Here is a 19,558-nt window from a genome sequence, read left to right on the forward strand (position 1 = left end):
TTTGAGCGATTAAAGGAAGAAGGAACGTAGGATGGTGGCGGCGACAATCAGGAAGATACACGCGCCGAACCAAGAGGCGGCGGTTTTCGATGTATCGGGGTCGCCCGAACTGAACTTGTTATAAACTTTGATTCCGCCGATAAGACCTACTACTGCACCGATGGCGTATATCAATTTTGTGCCGGGATCGAAATATGATGTTACCATATTGGTAGCTTCGGTAATACCTCCGATACCGTTACCTTGTGCAAAGGCGGATGATACGGCAGCGAAAATGAAGGCTGCCGACATAAGAATTTTTTTCTTTGTCATACGATTTTTTGATTAATGGTACAGGGGGTGGAATAGTCCCCTGTACCGGAAATGAATAATTCTGTTTAACTTGATCTTTTAGTGGTGGTCAGCGTAGCTAACCGTAATCCCTTTCTTTCATTTTACTTTGTTTTTTACTGTTATACATCTTACGCAAAGCCGCGTACATTAAAATCTTTCGGTGCTTTCACCGTTGGTTCGTCCGTTTCTCCCGCCTCCCGTTTCTTTCGGTGGAAAGCAGAGAAGTAATCGTCCATAAGTGCGGACACCACTTTCTTTTTCGGCTCATCGCCCGCTACCTGATCGAACATTTCGGTCTTTCGTATCTCGACCAGTACCCGCCCGGCTTCTTCTTTTTCTTCGGTTGTTGCGACATCGGTAGTTTCTACCGTCCGCACCATACCCGCCAGATCGTCAAAGCCAAGTCCAAGTGCCATTGAAACCCCGGCAACCCCTTCGGTATCTTCGTCCTCTGTTTCTTCTTCGTCTATATCTTCCGTGTTATCTTCCGGCTCTAATTCGGGGGGTGTGTTCTCAATTACTAAATTGATTTCGTTTGAATTTTCGTCCATCATATTTTCACCTGATACGACTGTTTCCGATTCAACCAAAGGGGGGGGTACCGGAGCATCTTTTTTGTTTTCGTCAGCAAATATAGGCTCATTTTCAATTCGTTTTTCATTATGAATCAGCGTGGTAGCTTCTGTCCGGGATTGTCTAAGGTCAAATTTGCTTTTGCCGATTATATCTTCTTTCGGGGTGGAGCGAAACGGATTGAAACCGGATTTTTTCGCTGCATTCTTTTTGCGTTTCTGCATCCGTTCCCGGAGCAGGTAAATAGCGACAACCAATGCGTACAATACGATGGCTGAAATAATATATCGTTCCATAACTTAAAATATATCTTCGGGGCGGCGTTTACGGTACAGTTCCGTAATATCGTCCTGATAAGTATTAAAATGATGTTCCAGTACATTATCTATGTAGCTGAACAGCGATACTTCATTATATCCGATGTTCTGAACTATCCGCATAATTCTGTCGTGGAACTCCTTTCGGATATAGACTGCTTTCCCGCTACGGGTGGTAGTGGGAGCGGTACGGATAAAAAGAGCTTCGTAGTCCTCCGGTTGTGCCTTGCGCTTCCGTTTATTTTCCTCGCGGGATACTTCTTTTCCTTTCACTGTTTCGGGTTCAGCCACAGGAGGTATAATTTCCTCCTGTGGTGTTTCCTCTACTGTTTCCGGCTCGGAAGTAGAAGCCGATGCGGACGGGTCGTAAGGTTTCAGGTCTTTTTCCCGATAACTCGGCTTCGCACTATTAATCACTAAATCCGGGTTTATCCCGTTTGTATCTATCCTTTTAGCCATAGCCGTATTACTTTAGGATTTCCAGTAATTCGTCTGACAGTTCTTCGATGTTACTGCCTTTGATAAGGCTTTTATCCACAGGGAAAAGAGTTGAACGGAACAACGGTCGGCGGCTTTCCGATTGTTCCCGGCGGAAACGCAGGCTATTCGGGATAAAGGTTTTCAAGGTGGTAAATTCCAGTTCTTTAATTACTCCCTCGTAAACTTCGTAGAGGTCAGACTTTTCCCTGCCATCGACCATATTCCATAGCAGATACATGGCTTTGATATTTGATTTTCCCGTACCCACTATATTATCCCTTACGGAAATCATATAGTTGAGGGTACTTTCCATTACAACCCGGTCGGCGGCAATCGGAGCAATGATATAATCCATATTGGCAAGGGCTATGATTAAGTCCTTGTTATTGAGTGTTCCGGGCAAATCGAAGAAGATATAATCGAAATCCTCTTTTTCGCATAGTTCGTCCGCATCGTTCAAAGCCTCCTGTGGGTTGCTTTCCACGATGGGATAGAATTTCTTGCCCTCTAACCGGGTAATTTGCTCATACGCCATACCCTTATAAAATTCATCCTCATCCACCATCTTAAAATCACGCTCGCGCATTTCAAAAATGGAGTGCTGCGGGTAGTCGCAGTCGATTACCGCTACATTCTTTCCTTTCACATAGTGCAGATAGGAAGCTATCAGCACAGTAAGGGTTGTTTTTCCGGCTCCGCCCTTCTGGGTCGAGAATGCCACATAAATCGGTTCTTTTTTCATGTTCTTAATTTTTTAATTATACAATCAGTTGATTTTATGTTATTGCAAATGCGCTTATGCTTGCGTAGCTGTTTGCACATTCTGTTATTTATTTGCTCACACTCTCAATCAATTATTTATTCAGTTTTACATGATTGAGCATTTATGTGTTTAAGCGTTTAAGCACTCATGCATTTATGCGTTTGAGCATTTATATGCTTGCATTCATAATCATTTATGCAGGACTGAATTTTGTTGTTTAAGAATATGTATGACCTGTCATTCGTGCGTTCATTTCTATTCTTATTCATGTGTCTGTTTTTATACATCTCCATGACTAAACACGACACTGAAAAATCAAAGTTTCAACTACTCAATTATTCAAATCCGAGGGCAAATAAACGCCTTCTTTTTCATACTTGAACTATATTTTCGAGGGGTGGTAGCTTCTGTCCGGGGTTGTCTACACCTATTGATATACAGCGTGTTATTTAATCACCGTAACTTTGCAGCATGAAACGTTACGGGGTATTCATGCCGATTTTTAAGACAGGCTCGGCACTCAAAAATTGCCCGGCGAAGGGCAATCTTACATCCCGAAAAGTTCGGGACGAAAAGATGCCCCTTGCGGGCAAAACGTATTTGCATTTTGGCAAATAGCAAGATGTGTTGATTGCAGCAAACTTCGTTTTTTGCAGCACCAACCTCTTGCTCTTCCAGAGGGGATTTTCCTCTCCGAAGTCGGGAAAAATTAAGCCGGCATGAGCCGTCCGTAGCGTTCATATAACCACTAAAAGATTAATGTTATGAACGAAGAAAGAAGAGAACCCCGCAAACGGGGAAAGGGGGGCAGACCCCCGAAGAACGACCCGGCAAAACATCGGCTGACGGTAAACCTGACGGACACCCAGCATGCCGGATTTCTTGCCATGTTCGAGCAGTCAGGCGTAAACTCACTGTCTGCTTTTATCTCCGCCCGCATCTTTGGCGATGAGTTCCGGATAGTAAAAACGGACGCATCGGCTGTCGAATTTACCGCAAAGCTGACCGCATTGCACAGCCAGTTTCGGAGCGTGGGCGTGAATTACAACCAAATTGTGAAGGAACTCCACAGCAATTTCGGAGAGAAAAAAGCGTTGGCGTTGCTCTATAAATTGGAGAAAGCGACCGTAGAACTGGCGGGAATCGGGCGCGAAGTAATGCTGCTATGCGAGCAGTTTAAGGCGAAATACCTCTAAAAAATGGTGGCGAAAATCTCTCACGGGAGCAATTTGTACGGCGCACTTTCCTACAATCAGGAGAAAGTGGACGAGGGTTTGGGTAAGGTTTTAAGTACAAATTTAATACTGGAACCTGCCGACGGAGTGTTCAGTATCGGAGCAAGTATGACTGATTTTGAACGTATGATGCCCGCACACATCACTACCAAAAATCCCGCAATCCATATTTCACTGAATCCACATCCTGACGATAAGCTGACCGATCAGCAACTATCGGACATCGGGCATGAATACATGGAACGCCTCGGTTACGGCAATCAGCCTTATATAATTTTTAAGCATGAGGACATCGACCGACAGCATATTCACATTGTCGGCTCACGGGTGCAGCCTAACGGCAGACCCGTTTCTGACAAAATGGAGAAACGGCGCAGTGCGGCTATTGTAGAAGATTTGGAACGGAAATACAATCTGATTCCCGCCAAAGGTCAGAAGCAAGGCGAGGCTTGGCAGCTTGCTCCGGTAAACGTTAGCCAGGGAAACTTAAAAAAACAGGTGGCAAACGTTATCAAGCCGCTTTCCGAAATGTACCGCTTCCAAACGCTCGGCGAGTATCGCGCCCTGCTCTCATTATATAATATAGGCGTGGAGGAAATCAAAGGGGAGAATAAGGGCAATCCTTACCGGGGATTGGTTTACTCGGCATTGGATAGCGAGGGCAACCGTGTCGGTAAGCCTTTGAAATCTTCCCTGTTCGGCACGGCTTTGGGCTTTGATGGCTTGGAAACGAAGTTTGGCACATCGAAAGAAACAATCAAGGCGGACGGTGTTACAGCCCGCACCCGCGCGGTGGTTTCCGAAGCCTTGAATAGTACCCGCACCGAAAGTGAGTTCCGGGCGGCATTACAGAAGAAAGGTATCGACTTGGTATTTCGTCGCAATGATGAAGGGCGCATATTCGGGGCTACATTTATCGATCATAACGAGCGGGCGGTATTGAACGGTTCGCGTCTGGGTAAGGAGTTTTCGGCAAATGTCCTTAACGAACGGTTCGCAGATGATTCGCCCCGCGAGGATCTGCAAACCCAACAGCCGAAGCAGTCCGATAATCTACGTCAGACTGATAAACTCGCCACAGACAAGCAACCGCAAGCCGGACATTTTACGGTCGATGATGCAGCGGGCAGCCTGTTATCTGTCCTTACCCCCGAAACACAGGGGCAGGACAACAACCAGCCGACTATCAAGCGTAAGAAAAAGAAGAAGCGCAGATACGGCAGGCAGCTATAAAATTTGAAGTAATAACAATTTAATTTTTACAATTATGCAAAATGAAGATGATTTGAGGGGCTTGGCTAAAGTGATGGACTTTATGCGTGCGCTCTCTATTTTATTTGTAGTGATAAATGTGTATTGGTTCTGTTACGAGGCAATGCACGAGTGGGGAATCAATATCGGGGTAGTTGATAAAATTCTGATGAATTTTAACCGTACCGCCGGATTGTTTACCTCAATCCTGTGGACGAAAATCTTTGCCGTAGTGTTTCTTGCTTTGTCCTGTCTGGGAACAAAGGGCGTGAAAGAGGAAAAAATTACATGGACGAAAATCTATGTGTGCCTCGGTATCGGTTTCGTCCTGTTCTTTTTGAACTGGTGGCTATTGGCATTACCGTTACCCAAAGTAGCCAATGCCGGATTTTATATCTTTACCATTTCGGTAGGCTACATATTGCTCCTTATGGCGGGTACATGGATAAGCCGCCTGCTCAAAAACAATATGTTTGACGATGTTTTCAACACGGAAAACGAATCGTTCATGCAGGAAACGCGCCTTATGACTAATGAATTTTCGGTCAATCTGCCTACGAAGTTTTGGTATAAAAAGAAAATGTGGAACGGATGGGCGAATGTACTTCTCCCGCAACGTGCCTGCATTTGTTTAGGAAGTCCGGGGTCAGGAAAATCATACGCAGTCATTAATCAATTTATAAAACAACAAATCGAAAAGGGGTTTGCAATGTATGTGTATGACTTCAAGTTTCCTGACCTCTCCACCATTGCTTATAACCACCTGTTAAACAACCGCGAAGGTTACGAGAAAGTACCGACTTTCTATGTGATTAACTTCGATGATCCTTCCCGTTCGCACCGTTGTAATCCGATTAACCCTTCATTCATGAATGATATTTCGGATGCCTACGAATCGGCGTACACGATAATGCTCAACTTGAACCGGACGTGGGTACAGAAGCAGGGCGACTTCTTCGTGGAATCGCCGATTATTCTTTTCGCTGCTATTATATGGTACTTGCGGATTTACGAGGATGGAAAGTATTGTACTTTTCCCCATGCCATCGAGTTTCTGAATAAAAGTTACGAAGATATTTTCCCGATTCTGACCTCTTATCCCGACCTTGAAAACTACCTTTCTCCCTTTATGGATGCGTGGAAATCTGGTGCTGCCGACCAGCTTCAGGGACAGATTGCGAGTGCGAAAATACCGCTCTCCCGAATGATTTCTCCACAGCTTTATTGGGTAATGTCGGGCGATGAATTTACGCTGGATATTAATAACCCGGACGACCCTAAAATGTTGGTGGTGGGTAATAATCCTGACCGCCAGAATATCTACGGGGCGGCATTGGGATTGTATAATTCCCGTATCGTGAAGCTGATTAATAAAAAAGGGCAACTTAAAAGTTCGGTTATCATTGACGAGTTGCCGACTATTTACTTTAAGGGATTAGATAACCTGATTGCTACCGCCCGGAGCAATAAGGTATGTGTGATGCTCGGTTTTCAGGACTTTTCGCAGCTAAAGCGTGACTACGGCGATAAGGAAGCCGCCGTAGTGATGAATACCGTAGGTAATATCTTTTCCGGTCAGGTGGTCGGTGATACGGCAAAACTACTGTCCGACCGCTTCGGGAAAGTGTTACAGAAACGCCAGTCCATGACGATAAACCGCAACGATAAATCAACCTCCATTTCTACGCAAATGGATAGCCTTATACCAGCGTCTAAAATCTCCAATCTTACGCAGGGTATGTTTGTCGGGTCGGTAGCTGATAGCTACGACCAACAGATAAAACAAAAGATTTTTCATGCCGAAATAGTAGTAGATAACGAACGGGTTGCCGCTGAAACAAAGGCTTACAAGAAAATTCCTGTTATCACCAATTTTGTAGATGAAAACGGCGTGGATCGCATGAAGGAAATGATTAAGGAGAATTACGACCGCATCAAAGCCGAAGCCAAACAGATTGTGGCTGATGAGTTGGAGCGCATTCGTAATGATGAGAATCTGCGGCATTTGTTACCGAAAGAGGAAGAATAAAAGCAGTTAGAGCCACCCATTATCCAATAGGGTGGCTTTTACTATTAAATTATTGTGGATAAACTATATTTAGCAACTGCTGCTTTATCAATTTCATCAATAATCTGTGTTAGATATTCAATTTTATCTAAAATCTCATCAATAGAAATTTGGTGTTCCGAACCCGAAGAGAATGTTGGAAAGTACTTCAAAAATTTATCATCAACTATCCCATTTCGGTGAGAATATAAATGTCTTATTTGTAAAATCCGTTCTATCTCGTCTTGCTTCGTGTTATCAATAACCTTTAAGTCTTTAATTTGCTTATTTTCTGCTATGAAGCCTTTCACACTTCCTTTTTGTAGTTTTCCTATTTTTTGCTTAGCCCAATACATGATGAAGTCTTGTAAATCTGAACAATTGAGTACCTCTTCAACTTTTACTGTTTGTTCAGATTTCAAGGTTTCGGGTTTTGCTAAGTATATTTCAAGCAAAATGTCTGACAAATAAGTCTCAAAATTATCGACAATAGAAGAATATAAAATACGAGATAAAACTTTCCCTTCTTTACTATTTGTTGGCTTATTGGGATTTTCCGGATACAATAGAGGTTTCAAATCGTCAATAATTTTCAATACACTTTGATAATGTTCTAACAATTTGGTTTTAGAATCTGTACTCGAAGTTTTAAGTGTATTAAAAGTTGTATCTATTGTCGAAATTCTGTTATAACCACCCGGTTGAAATATATTTGTAGTGGGGTTAGATAAAACGATATTCGTATTTACCCTTTTAAATATTTTTCCTTCAACCGATACTGTAACATCTGATTTCTCAACCCTAATAGCAAAGAGATTTTTTCCGTTATGTTCTACATAGCTATAATCTACAATTGGTTTAGGTGATAATAGATCAATTGCTTTATGCGTTATGGGTGTCGCTTTAAAATCCCCACTCAGACCTGATACTTTTATTCCTCCAATTTCGGAAACACCTAAAACAAGCATCCCCCCTTCGGCATTTGCAAAAGAACAGAGAATTTGTGCAATTGACTTAGAAGGCGGTAATACAGCTTTATATTCTAATGTCAAACTTTTAGGTTGACCTATAATTTTTGATACTTCTTCTTGTAGTGTCATTTAGTCAAATTTTATAGGAATTCGGTTTATCCCTGTCGATTTTAATATTCTACCCAATGTAAGTATATGAGGGGCAGTTATTCCATTATCTACCCATAATTCGGAATCATCATTGTCTAAAGTGTCTTTCTCGGATGAATAATAAAATATAACTTCTGAATTATCCGAAGGACGAGCAACTATTTGTATGGGTATATTTTTTTTCTTTATACCAACTATTATAGTTCCTGTATCTGTCGTATCATCTTCCAAATCTTCACAGTCATAATCGTCGTGCTGTTGCAAATGGGCTATAATATTTGTCTTCGCTCTTTGAATTAATCCTTGAACATAGTCATACATTTCAATAGATGGAGTTGATGTATGGAAAAATCTGGAAGAAATGGCAGGATCTTTAAATGCCTCATCAAATTCTTCTTGAGAGCTAATACCGAGACTTGCTAATATTTCTTTTGTAATAAAAACCTTTTCAGATTCGGAATCTCTATCGTCTTCGGTAGGGGTGTCTGCTTGAAGTTTAGATAAATGAGTTCTAAGCTCATCCATATTTTCAATATTATACTCTTTCATTATTTTATCTAACTCTGTCGCTTTCTTTATATTAGATGAAATGTCCTCGTCTTCTAAAAACAGAAATTTTGTTTCATATAAATCCGAAAAATACGTTGATGCCTTAATTTTATTTTCATCCATCCACAAATAGAATTTTCTGAGAGTATCTTTAAATTCTTTTCGTTTGTCTACATTTCGAATAATTGGTTTAATTAAAGATGATATTTCTTTTGCAACAGATTCTATGTTATAAACACGATTTTCGGGAAGCACTAAATATATAGAAGCATCTAACAGTTCTTCTCGAAAATCATAACCAAGTTCATCTGAAATATCTTTTAGTTCTTCATCAATATCTCCTGCATCCAAAAACAAATCGTCCTTGACGCAAAAAGAACCATTTTGATTCGGTAAAATTGGATTCTTTTCTCGACTTAAATTATTAGCAAAATTTTCTTTTATTAAAAATGAAACGAACTCATTTAGCCATGCCATAAAAGATTGCTGCCCTTCAAAACCTAACCCATTATAGGCAGTTTCGACATTCTTGTAGTCAGCAATCGTCGAAACGATATAAAATATTGATTTTTTGTCTGATTCCTCCCAAATTTTATCATCATAATTTGTTATCAATCTTTTTTCTGAAAAATCGTCAGGATATACCTTTTGAGAAAAATCAAAGATGGATAGGCGTTTTTGAGAAATATTTTTCGCGGGGAATAATGATGCTAAGTAATCACATACTTGTATTATATTCGTATGTTCTCCATCCTTGATAATATCATTAATCCTGTTAATTATATCTATCTGATTTTTTACGTAGTATTTTAACTTTGTTTCGATAGTATCATATTGGCTGTTTGTATGAGCCTGTTTATTAAGCAGATATTCTCTTGGGTCTGTATCAATTAGAGCACAGGCATTTTTTAATTCCTCATCAACTTCCCGATCAATATACAATTCCGATCTCTTTTTAAATTCTCCAAACTGATTAGGAATAACACTGTAATCGTCTGAATAAACCTCTGCGATGTGATTTTTCTCTAAATTTAAAAGGTCATAGTAGTCATTCATATAATGAATAGCGCCATCCTCACCCGTATTAATATGACTTGCAAGATTTGTCAAACTCCCATTTTTCTCTATTTCTTTTGATAGTTCAGATATAGTAAATTTGTAACAGGATTTCCATATGATAGCGCTCCATTCATTAAAATGTTCCTTTATAGGAATATATTGAGGATATAAGGTTTTTGATAAGTCCCAAATTTTCTGGCGAACATCGTCTTTATCCGCAAAAGGAAAGAATACCTGATGTTCGTCAAATTCATCTAAGATAGAAATTCTACTACCGTCAACAACATCAACGATAGGAGTATAAAGCAATTTCGAACGAATCGGTGAAACAACATTTTCTTTAAACCAGTCCTCATCAATCCAGTTATGTTTTTTGGGTAGTTTAATTCTTGCAAGGTTATAAAGGTTGTTCCAATTTGCAGCACTTCCAACATACGATAGAAATAGCTGGTATAACTCAACGGCACGGAGCAATATGTCGCAATTAATTTTAGAAGTTTCATTGTCATCACCCATCAAGCTAACTCCATCTCTTGGTTCTGTGGGTTCAAATAATGGGCTATTTACAACAAATGGCAAATTCAACTCCTCTGTTCCTATCATGGGAAAGTCTAAATGTAGGCGAGGAATATCTTTTTCCAATGGCATCGCATAATATTTGCCATTTTGATGAGAAACAGGTATTATTATACGAAGATCGGCTTCTTGGATAGTGATAAAATAAAACTTAGTACTTCGCTCGTTTTTTATTAGGTTATACACAGCAAAGCTATTCTCGTCATAATTTAGATGTTCAAAGGTGTTTATTTTATAAATGTCAATTCCTATAATGTCTTGGTCTATGCTTACACTATTAATTTCTGGTACATTAATCAGAGTGTAAGCTATTCCTATTTCGACTTCGTTTAGGGCAGTTTCTGCTAAAGATTTCTTTCGTTCTGTCAAAGGGTAGATAAAGGATGTTTTGAAATCTTCACTTAGGGATAAATCTTGTGAGCGTCCAATGCTTTCCTCGGCTTCATCAAAAGCATTATTTATCCCTTGTATAATCTCTTTTTCATTTTTCCCACTTCGGTCTAAGCCAAAATCAAACTGATTAAAAGTTCCCCTCTCATTTTTATAAAAACTACTTACTTTCACTTTTTCAGAAAGTAGATGAGTGGTCATAAATCCAGTACCAAATCGTCCGGTTGTTTTGTAGATGTTCCCTTTTTCTTCTGTGTCCCTGTCCTTATCACTGGATGAATACTTTCTTATTAATCCTCGTATATGCTCATTTGTGAAATAACCTTTGTTGTGAGAAAATACAAATTGATCTTCTTCAAGAAGAATAGAGACATCTACTTTTTCATCATTATTATTACAGAGATTCGCATTATCCTTAGCGTTTTGCATCAATTCCCAAATCAATCTACGCGCTGTAAATTCCACATTTATGCTTTGTCGAATATTCATAAGTTTCTCCAAAATCGACTTTGCAGTGATCTTGTTTAATTCATCTCTTTCAAATTTAGAAAAAATACCATCAGCCATATATATTATTTGAATTATTGATTTTGAATTGATTCCAAGCTGCGTCAACATTTGTTTTCCAAATGGTTAGGCAGTGCAAAATTACTGCTTTTTGTTTGATGTGTAAAATTTATCTAATAGAAATTCAGTTCGGCAAGGTATAAGTCTGGTTAGATGAAATTTTCTTGATAACGGTAACTTCAATACCCCGATTTTCAAAAACACATTAGACAACCCCGGACACAAGCATCCACCGCCTTAAAACCTTGCAGTCAATCCATTACTTAGGCTTACTTTCGTTCTGCATTACTATTAATGCAGAATAAAAACATATTTATTATGGACGAAAGTAAAGTAAAAAATGAAGAGCCTAAAGTCTTTCTGACACAGGGCGAAGATGGCAAACTCAAAGTCATCGCAGGAGAACAGGACGGCAAGTTGAAAACGGTCGATCCCAAGAAAGAGAGCGCCGACCAGTTTATGAAGATTGATACCAACGGTAATGCGTTGGAGAATTTCTTCAAGAAGTTTTCAGCACAGTTCAGTCACCCATCGCATACGGGTGTGTATGCTGTTACCGCATCGGCAGTAGATAAAGTCGCTGCTTTTTTCGACAAACTTATTCGTATCGATCACAAAGACAAGGCACTCGACCCGTACCGCGTCAAATTTGACGGTAAGATACGCATAGAGGTAGAGTTTACAGGCAAGTACCAACCTTTAGACCTGAATAAGCTCAACTGGAAAGAAGTCGAAAAGTTAGGCGTTTCCGGTGAGAATTTACAAGATGCTCTCAAAGCAATGGTTTACGGGCATAAATCGCCCGGTCTGGTCGATATTAAGCCTGCCGTTAACGGACAGGAGTTTCCCATGCAAGCCCGCTTATCGCTGGAACAGCAGCCGGACGGCAGCATCAAAATCGCTACCCATCCCAAGCAGGAGCAGCCCGATTTTGAAAAGCCGTTCATGGGAGTTGTCTTTACCGATCAAGATAAAGAACAGTTCCAAAAAACAGGGCATGGCGGACGGGTGTTTGACCTCGAACCCGTAGCCGGAGGCGAGAAAGTTCCTTCGCTCGTTTCCCTTGACAAACTTACCAACCGCTTTGAGGCTATGGCGTTGAAGGATATTTATATTCCGCAGACCTTAAAAAACGCCCCGCTTTCCGATGAACAACAGCAAGGGCTGAAAGAAGGTAAAGCCGTTTGGATTGAGGGTATGGATAAGAAAACGAAGCAAGGCGAACAGCCCTCAAAGATTGACCGCTTCGTTCAGTATAACGCCGCAAGCAAGAACTTCGATTTTAAGTTCAGCGATGAACAACGCCAGCAGTTCAACCAAGAGCGGCGAGCCAAACAGGGCGAGGGGCAGGCAGAAGGTCAGGAACAGAAAATGCCTAAAGCCCGCAAACTCGGTGAGATTTGGGTTTACTCCAAACAGGGCGGCGTACAACTTTCCCGCGAGGATTTCGACAAGCTGTGCAATAAAGAACCTGTTTTTGTTAAAGACATGGAATCACAAAAGCCCAAACAACAGGCGGATGCTTCGGGAGCGCAGAAAGTCGAAGCTACCGACCAGAAAGGGCAGAAGTACAATGCGTGGGTATGGATTGATGAAGATAAAGGCAAGGTTCGCCACAGTACCAAACATCCCGATCAGGTACGGGCTATCGAGGCAAAGCAGGCGGCGCAAAATACACAGAACGTCAAACCTGCTGCCGAGAGCAAAACGCAGGTCGCCGTCAATAACGAAGGTAAGACTAACGAAGCGACCAAACATTCCAACGAGCCGCTAAAGAAAGGTCAGTCGCAGCCCACCGAGAAACAGGCAGAGAAAAAGGAGCAGAAACAGGAACAAAAGAAATCTCCTGATGCTCCGAAGAAAGGCAAGGGGCGCAAGATGTAATCCATTATTTCAACCACTAAAAAATCAATGTTAAAATGAAAATTATAATTGCAGAAAAACCGTCTGTGGCTAAGAGTATAGCAGCCATAGTCGGCGCAAACAATAAAAAAGATGGCTATATAGAGGGTAACGGATATGCCGTTACGTGGGCTTTCGGGCATTTAGTCGGACTTGCCATGCCGGAGCATTACGGTATCGAAGGCTTTAAGCGTGAGAACCTGCCGATACTCCCGAAAGAATTTAAGCTGTTGCCCCGTCAGGTAAAAGAGGGCAAAGAGTACAAGAATGATCCCGGCGTAATGAAACAGCTTAAAGTAATCAAAGAGTTGTTTAATAGCGGGGATGAAATAATTGTAGCCACCGATGCCGGACGTGAAGGAGAACTCATATTCCGCTATATATTTGAATATATAGGCAGTTCACTTCCGTTTCGCCGCTTGTGGATTAGTTCATTGACTGACCGCGCCATTCGTGACGGTTTCCAAACCTTACGTCCGGGCAGTGATTATGACAACCTCTATGCTTCGGCGAAAGCCCGCAGTACCGCAGACTGGTTAGTAGGGTTGAATGCAAGTCAGTCCCTTTCAGTTTCAGCAGGATATGGCGTTTGGTCGCTCGGCAGGGTGCAGACCCCGACACTGGCGATTATTTGCAGCCGATACCTTGAAAACAAGGACTTCAAGCCGCAAACTTATTTCCGCCTGAAACTGCATACAGCGAAAGATGCTGTAGCTTTTCCTGCCCTTTCGGTGGATAAATTCGTTACACGAACCATTGCCGAAGAAGTAACGGCACAGGTCAAAGCTGCCGGAGCGGTTAAGGTTACAGGCGTGGAACGCAAGGAAGTCAAACAGGAACCGCCTTTGCTTTACGACCTTACCACACTTCAAAAGGAAGCTAACAGCAAACACGGCTTTTCGGCAGATAAGACCCTGACGATAGCGCAGGCATTATACGAAGCGAAGAAAATTTCATACTCCCGCACAGGCAGCCGTTATATCTCCGAAGACGTACTGGAGGAAATACCGCACCTGATTGCTACACTTCGTTCGCATCCTCTTTTCGGGGCGTATATCGACAGCAGGTTTGACACTACGCTTAATACTCGTTCGGTGGACGATAGTAAAGTTACCGACCACCATGCGCTGATTATTACGGAAGATCCCGCTTCCGGTTTATCCAAAGATGAACAGCTTATCTACGATATGGTTGCCGGGCGTATGCTTGAAGCCTTCGGCGAACGTTGCATCAAAGAGAACACCACCGTTTCGCTTGATGCGGGCGGCGTACACTTTTCATGCAAAGGAAGCGTTACGCTCGTCCCCGGTTGGAGGTCAGTATTTAACTCTAAAGACGAGCCAAACGATGAGGACGATACGGCTGTTTTACCCGTCCTCATTGAAGGCGACAGCCTGATTATCCGCGATTGCGAGATACAGGAGAAACAAACCAAACCCCGACCGCTTCACACGGAAAGTTCATTGTTGGCGGCGATGGAGAGTGCAGGTAAAGAGGTAGAGAACGAAGAAGAACGCGAAGCAATGAAAGACTGCGGTATCGGAACACCCGCCACCCGTGCGGCGATTATTGAAACCTTGTTTTCCCGCGAGTATATCACCCGTGAAAAGAAATCCCTTGTCCCGACAAACAAAGGGCTGGTGGTCTATCTGGCAATAAAGGACAAGAAGATAGCGGACGTTGCTATGACCGGGCAATGGGAACAAGCCCTGAATAAGATTGCATCGGGCGATATGGATGCCGCTACGTTCCATAAAGCGATAGAGGTTTACGCTTCACAAATAACGTCCGAATTGCTGGATATGACATTTGAACGGCAGGATAACCGCCAGTCATGCCCTTGCCCGAAGTGCAAGAGCGGGAATGTGGTTATCTATAATAAAGTTGCCAAGTGTCAGAATGAAAGCTGCGGGCTTACCGTGTGGCGTTCCATTGCTAAAAAGGAACTGACGGACGGGCAACTGACAGACCTTTTAATGAACGGCAAGACCGCCTTTATCAAAGGTTTCGTGAGCAGTAAGACCGGAAGCACTTTCGAGGCAGCAATCAAATTCGATGCGGACTATAAAACAGTCTTTGAGTTCCCGCAGAATAAAGGAGGTAGCAAAAAACGACGTTCTAAGTAAAATCTTCATTATCTTTGCCACTGAAAGACTTTGTTTTACGATTCGGAATAGTCGTTTAACATTGATCTTTTAGTGGTGGGCATCCGGGGCAAGGCTTCGGATGCCTTTTTTATTTTAGTCAATATAATCGGACTATTTTATATAGAGGATTACAGATTAAGTATTTCTCTATTTTCTTTTGTGTCAGGATATATGTGCCATAAAGCAACTTTATCGTCTATAATCTCTGTAACCCAGATAGCATGAACATTATTGAGTATCTCATCAGAACAAATCGAGTAGCCTTGCATAATAACGGTAGAACCTCTTACTACGATATTTTCAAATATATTGCGATAGCCGGGATAGAGATTGAAGAATGGCTCCCATGCCTGAATCTTATTGTTATCTTTTCCCCTAATTCGATTATTTGCAGTATCAATAAACAAATGGTCTTCTGTCATTAAATTCACCAAGCCATTCAGGTCTGCATTTGTAATACAATCATTGAATTGTAGGGCAATACTTTTAGGGTCTTTACTTGATATAGTACTCATTTCTATCTTTTCAATATTTATCATTGGTTCACTGTTTTATATTGCAAATATATGTCTTTTCACCCATACTGTGGGCTCGCATTTACATATAAAGCGACATTGTTTTCCCCAACAAGTCGGGTATTCCCCAATCTTATACGATTAAGGGTTCTTCTTCCTATTAAAGCGACAGCCTCTTTTATCTTCCTTATCGGTTAAGGCAGGAAACCACATCATTAAATAAGAACCTCCATTCATAGGCGTAAGCATTAAAAATCCGGCTTCTTTCATTTTCCACCTTAACACATACGGCATCTGCCCCGATGGGTTATTTTCTATCATGGCGCAAAGGTGTTTACGGAATTTTAACGGGCAGTAAAGTACAAGCCTTGCAGGTTCCCGAAAAAATCTCCACGCTTGCAGGTTGTATTTTATCCGTGAATACTTGACATCCCTAATCCCTACACCGGAAATGCACCTGAATAAAAAATCAACCCGGCAGATGCCGATTAAAAATTAAGGTTATGGAAAATATATCAGATGCACGGATTTATGTAGGAACTTACGCTAAGTATAATGAAGGTTCAATAGAAGGTAAGTGGTTAGACCTTTCGGATTATTCCGATAAAGAAGAATTTTACGAGGCTTGTCGCGAGTTACACAAGGACGAACACGACCCGGAACTGATGTTTCAGGATTGGGAATATATACCCTCCGGATTAATAGGTGAAAGCTGGCTGTCCGATAACCTGTTTGAAATTATCGAAGCCATAGACGATATGGACGATACGAAAAAAGAGGCATTCGAGGTCTGGCTGAACCACGAAAGCTACGATCTTAGCTCTAAAGATATAAACGACCTTATTTCCTCTTTCGAGGATGACTTTCAGGGCGCATATAAAGATGAAGAAGATTACGCCTACGAAGTCGTTGAAGAATGCTACGACCTGCCGGAATTTGCGAAATCTTACTTCGACTATGAAAAGTTCGCCCGCGATTTATTTATGACCGACTACTGGTTCGATAACGGTTATGTATTCCGGCACTCATAACTTAACCGGAAACGGCTTTAAGGCAATCCGCCTTTTTTATTGTCTGTTCAGCCATAAATAAGAAACCCCGCTCTATCTCTCGACAGTACGGGGTCTTAACAATGGATAAATCAGAAAAGCTAACCGGATGGTTCAGGTTCAAGTTCTGTTTCGCTGTTATTATCGCCTTCGGAAAAATGGTCGCGGATAAATTTCTCTACGTTTTTCTCCGTATAAAATATCTTGTGGTGAATGGTTATATAAGTCAATTCGCCTGCGGATCGGTAACGCTGCAACGTTCGTTTGCTCACGTTCAGCAGTTGACACAAGTCCTGATTATCCAATAGCCGTTCGCCGTTCAATACGTTATGCCGTCCGCTCATTATATCCATAAACTTATCCAATCGGTCGAAACGCCCCATGAATTGCTCGAACCATTCCCGCATCCATTCCCTTAATCCTTCATCCTCCTCACTCATGGCTTGCCTCCTTCCTGTTTATCGTTTCTTACTACACGACCGGAGAGCAGGCGTTTAACCTCTGCCAGCGTATACCACACTTTATTTCCCCTGATTGAATAGGTTATTTCTCCGTTACTGCGTAGCCGTTGCATAGTTCGTTTACTTACCCGCAGGATGGCGGCGGCATCTTGGTCGTTCAGCCAAACCTCCGAGGGGTTGGCTTGCAGGGTTGCATTTTCTTTTTCTCTCTTTTTTATATAGGAATAAATCCATTCGATTTTTTGCACTATCTTTTTATAGGCTTCCGATTCTATGACTATTACTTTCATACTCGTAACTTATTGATTTGATGCAAAGGTCGGAAGTAATGAAATGTCGATTTCACAAGTTTACCCAAGTTGGGTACGAATTTTCTTTGATTTAACAGTAATATGCTATTGTATAAATAATTACTCTTTTTATTGTCATTTTTAGCCATCATTGCCAGTAAGACAATCAAGCGAAAAATAGTGTAAATACCCCTAAAAAGACAAACACCCAAGTTAGGTGAACTTGGATGTTTGATATATTTATGACGTGATCAATAAAACTTGGGAATATCTATACAGAATCAATTCTTGCTTGCTATTAGAAAATAATGATCTATCTTAACTCCCGTTGTGTTCTCTATTTCATCAAAAGTCAACTTCATCGTTTATCTTGTTTATATGCTTTTTCCAGTATTAGTTCAACAACTAATTCCAAATCTTTGTGATACTTAGGAAGTTCCATTGCCAAAGCCTTCAATAATAATAATTTTTCTAAAGAAATCGCAATATAGTTCTGCTCAACTACACCGTTTTCTTTCAGATAATCATAATCAAACGTGCATATTTGGTTCCACATTTCAAAACTATATTCGCATATTCCGATATCACCACACAGATCCTTGATGTTATTTGGATATTTATTTTTTAGTGCTTCATGGTCTTCACTATGTACTACAAAATCAATATCTAACCCGGATTTACGCAAGCCATAATATTCCATTGCTTTTCCGCCGATCAACAAAGGTTTATGAGTGAATTTATATCCCAAAATGTTTAAGTCTATTTCCATACTTATTCATATACAGTTTCTGCGTCTCGTTACTGTGGCTTTTGTTGTCATAACAACAGGTCTTTCAAGCTAATTATTTTGCAGCCTTTACTCTCGTAATAATGAAGCATCTCATCAATTTTCCTTTTGTCGTAACTCGTAATACAATCAGACAAGACATTAACCGTATAACCAGCCTTACTCATGTTATAGCAGGTTGATTTAACACAAGCAATAGCATCTGCTCCTGTTATGTAGAACTCATCTATTCCGTTTTTACTAATAAAGCCTGCGAACTCTTCACTGGTCAATGCATTTCCTTTGTATTTAGTGAAAATATTCTCCGATACTATTTTCATATCCGGAACTAATTCAGCCCCACGTGTATTTGGTTTGAAAGTCCTTGTACCGTCTGATAAATTTTCGTGCCTTATATAAACAACGTGAATACCATTACTGGTCGCCCAGTCGATGACTGTATTTATATTGCCGATTACTTCCTTGTAATTCTTTGTTATATCATTTTGAATATCTATTATTACCAATGCTTTACTCATTTTCTTATGTTTTGCGTCCTTATTGGGCGGTTTATACTTAGTTCATCCATTTCTTTTCAGGCACAAAGATATTGGTTTTATTCGACAGAAGCCTTTATCTCTGTTCCTGATTTCTCTGATATTGCCTATTAACATATTAGAAAATTTCTTTTGCATAGCTTCGTTTACCTTATAAAGGGAACAATGCTTTTACTAAGGGCATCATGAAGCCAGTTTTCGTTTAACTGTCCCATGTTATCAGGCAACCTATCATACTGAAAGAATCTAAGTTCTTCCGTTTCTTCATTTGAAAAATTTGACTGAATCTTTTCTGTCAACTTGGCTTCAAAATAAGACGTGATATACTGTACATTTCTTTCAGGATAGTAATAGGCTTGAGATTTTGGGCTTGAATAAATCCCAATAAGACGCTTGATAATAGCATCACAAGCAGTTTCTTCTTTAATTTCTCTTATTACGGTATTTTCAATCGTTTCTCCGTATTCTACGTGTCCGCTGATAATACACCATTTTCCTGTGTCTCTTCTCTTTTGCAAGAGAATCTCTCCTTTGTCATTGAATATAATTACTGCAATAGCAGGTAATATATAATTATTTTGTTGCATAGTTATTTTTCAGTGATAACTTC

At 40.9% G+C, this 19,558-nt stretch carries 19 protein-coding genes; 6 read left to right on the forward strand and 13 right to left on the reverse strand.

Going from position 1 to position 19,558, the window contains the following annotated elements; genetic code table 11:
* Positions 1-9: 9 nt before the first annotated feature.
* From D0T85_RS01545 to D0T85_RS01560, 4 genes are all read right to left on the reverse strand, one after another.
* A complete protein-coding gene (locus tag D0T85_RS01545) occupies positions 10-312 on the reverse strand; it encodes a DUF4134 domain-containing protein (RefSeq protein WP_032853573.1) in 303 nt (100 codons plus the stop codon).
* Positions 313-461: 149 nt separating this feature from the next.
* Entirely contained in the window at positions 462-1,202 is a 741-nt protein-coding gene (locus tag D0T85_RS01550) for a hypothetical protein (RefSeq protein ID WP_163209508.1), read from the reverse strand.
* Positions 1,203-1,205: 3 nt separating this feature from the next.
* The gene (locus tag D0T85_RS01555) at positions 1,206-1,682 is read right to left on the reverse strand and encodes a DUF3408 domain-containing protein (RefSeq protein WP_239060611.1); all 477 of its coding nucleotides are present in this window, start codon (positions 1,680-1,682) and stop codon (positions 1,206-1,208) included.
* 7 nt (positions 1,683-1,689) lie between these two features.
* A complete protein-coding gene (locus D0T85_RS01560; protein ID WP_163209510.1) occupies positions 1,690-2,445 on the reverse strand; it encodes a ParA family protein in 756 nt (251 codons plus the stop codon).
* A 785-nt stretch (positions 2,446-3,230) separates the two neighbouring features.
* On the opposite strand from D0T85_RS01560, the gene mobA reads away from it, so the two are divergent.
* The 3 genes from mobA to mobC are packed head-to-tail and all read left to right on the forward strand — an operon-like array spanning position 3,231 to position 6,981.
* The gene (gene mobA / locus D0T85_RS01565) at positions 3,231-3,662 is read left to right on the forward strand and encodes a conjugal transfer protein MobA (RefSeq protein WP_163209512.1); all 432 of its coding nucleotides are present in this window, start codon (positions 3,231-3,233) and stop codon (positions 3,660-3,662) included.
* Positions 3,663-3,665: 3 nt separating this feature from the next.
* On the forward strand, positions 3,666-4,934 hold the full coding sequence (gene mobB / locus D0T85_RS01570; protein ID WP_163209514.1) for a conjugal transfer protein MobB: 1,269 nt from the start codon (positions 3,666-3,668) through the stop codon (positions 4,932-4,934).
* Between the two features lie 34 nt (positions 4,935-4,968).
* Positions 4,969-6,981 (forward strand): conjugal transfer protein MobC, encoded by a 2,013-nt coding sequence (gene mobC / locus D0T85_RS01575; RefSeq protein WP_163209516.1) that lies wholly within the window; start codon positions 4,969-4,971, stop codon positions 6,979-6,981.
* Between the two features lie 44 nt (positions 6,982-7,025).
* Here mobC and D0T85_RS01580 read toward each other — a convergent pair whose 3' ends face one another.
* The gene (locus D0T85_RS01580; RefSeq protein ID WP_163209518.1) at positions 7,026-8,099 is read right to left on the reverse strand and encodes a helix-turn-helix domain-containing protein; all 1,074 of its coding nucleotides are present in this window, start codon (positions 8,097-8,099) and stop codon (positions 7,026-7,028) included.
* Positions 8,100-11,261 carry a sacsin N-terminal ATP-binding-like domain-containing protein gene (locus D0T85_RS01585; protein WP_163209520.1) on the reverse strand — a complete coding sequence of 1,054 codons (3,162 nt, stop codon included), beginning with the start codon at positions 11,259-11,261 and terminating at the stop codon, positions 8,100-8,102.
* Positions 11,262-11,579: 318 nt separating this feature from the next.
* Here D0T85_RS01585 and D0T85_RS01590 point away from each other — a divergent pair, with 318 nt between their 5' ends.
* Positions 11,580-13,145 (forward strand): DUF3945 domain-containing protein, encoded by a 1,566-nt coding sequence (locus tag D0T85_RS01590; RefSeq protein WP_163209522.1) that lies wholly within the window; start codon positions 11,580-11,582, stop codon positions 13,143-13,145.
* A 35-nt stretch (positions 13,146-13,180) separates the two neighbouring features.
* Entirely contained in the window at positions 13,181-15,289 is a 2,109-nt protein-coding gene (locus D0T85_RS01595; RefSeq protein WP_163209524.1) for a type IA DNA topoisomerase, read from the forward strand.
* Positions 15,290-15,438: 149 nt separating this feature from the next.
* Here the strand turns inward: D0T85_RS01595 and D0T85_RS01600 are convergent, their stop codons facing one another.
* Positions 15,439-15,825 (reverse strand): nuclear transport factor 2 family protein, encoded by a 387-nt coding sequence (locus D0T85_RS01600; protein WP_203558395.1) that lies wholly within the window; start codon positions 15,823-15,825, stop codon positions 15,439-15,441.
* Between the two features lie 141 nt (positions 15,826-15,966).
* A complete protein-coding gene (locus tag D0T85_RS01605; RefSeq protein ID WP_163209528.1) occupies positions 15,967-16,146 on the reverse strand; it encodes a hypothetical protein in 180 nt (59 codons plus the stop codon).
* A gap of 182 nt (positions 16,147-16,328) precedes the next feature.
* Between D0T85_RS01605 and D0T85_RS01610 the strand changes: the two genes are divergently transcribed.
* A complete protein-coding gene (locus tag D0T85_RS01610) occupies positions 16,329-16,856 on the forward strand; it encodes an antirestriction protein ArdA (protein ID WP_163209530.1) in 528 nt (175 codons plus the stop codon).
* 119 nt (positions 16,857-16,975) lie between these two features.
* Here the strand turns inward: D0T85_RS01610 and D0T85_RS01615 are convergent, their stop codons facing one another.
* From D0T85_RS01615 to D0T85_RS01635, 5 genes are all read right to left on the reverse strand, one after another.
* Positions 16,976-17,314: a helix-turn-helix domain-containing protein gene (locus tag D0T85_RS01615; RefSeq protein WP_163209532.1), complete on the reverse strand. Its 339-nt coding sequence runs from the start codon at positions 17,312-17,314 to the stop codon at positions 16,976-16,978.
* Positions 17,311-17,625 (reverse strand): helix-turn-helix domain-containing protein, encoded by a 315-nt coding sequence (locus D0T85_RS01620; protein WP_163209534.1) that lies wholly within the window; start codon positions 17,623-17,625, stop codon positions 17,311-17,313. The genes D0T85_RS01615 and D0T85_RS01620 overlap by 4 nt, the downstream gene beginning before the upstream one ends.
* Before the next feature lie 358 nt (positions 17,626-17,983).
* On the reverse strand, positions 17,984-18,394 hold the full coding sequence (locus D0T85_RS01625) for a hypothetical protein (protein WP_163209536.1): 411 nt from the start codon (positions 18,392-18,394) through the stop codon (positions 17,984-17,986).
* 47 nt (positions 18,395-18,441) lie between these two features.
* On the reverse strand, positions 18,442-18,930 hold the full coding sequence (locus D0T85_RS01630; protein ID WP_163209538.1) for a cysteine hydrolase family protein: 489 nt from the start codon (positions 18,928-18,930) through the stop codon (positions 18,442-18,444).
* 164 nt (positions 18,931-19,094) lie between these two features.
* A complete protein-coding gene (locus tag D0T85_RS01635; protein WP_163209540.1) occupies positions 19,095-19,535 on the reverse strand; it encodes an NUDIX domain-containing protein in 441 nt (146 codons plus the stop codon).
* Positions 19,536-19,558 lie beyond the last annotated feature (23 nt).

It is taken from the genome of Bacteroides sp. 519 (assembly GCF_010500955.1).
In the GTDB taxonomy this organism is placed as follows: domain Bacteria; phylum Bacteroidota; class Bacteroidia; order Bacteroidales; family Bacteroidaceae; genus Bacteroides.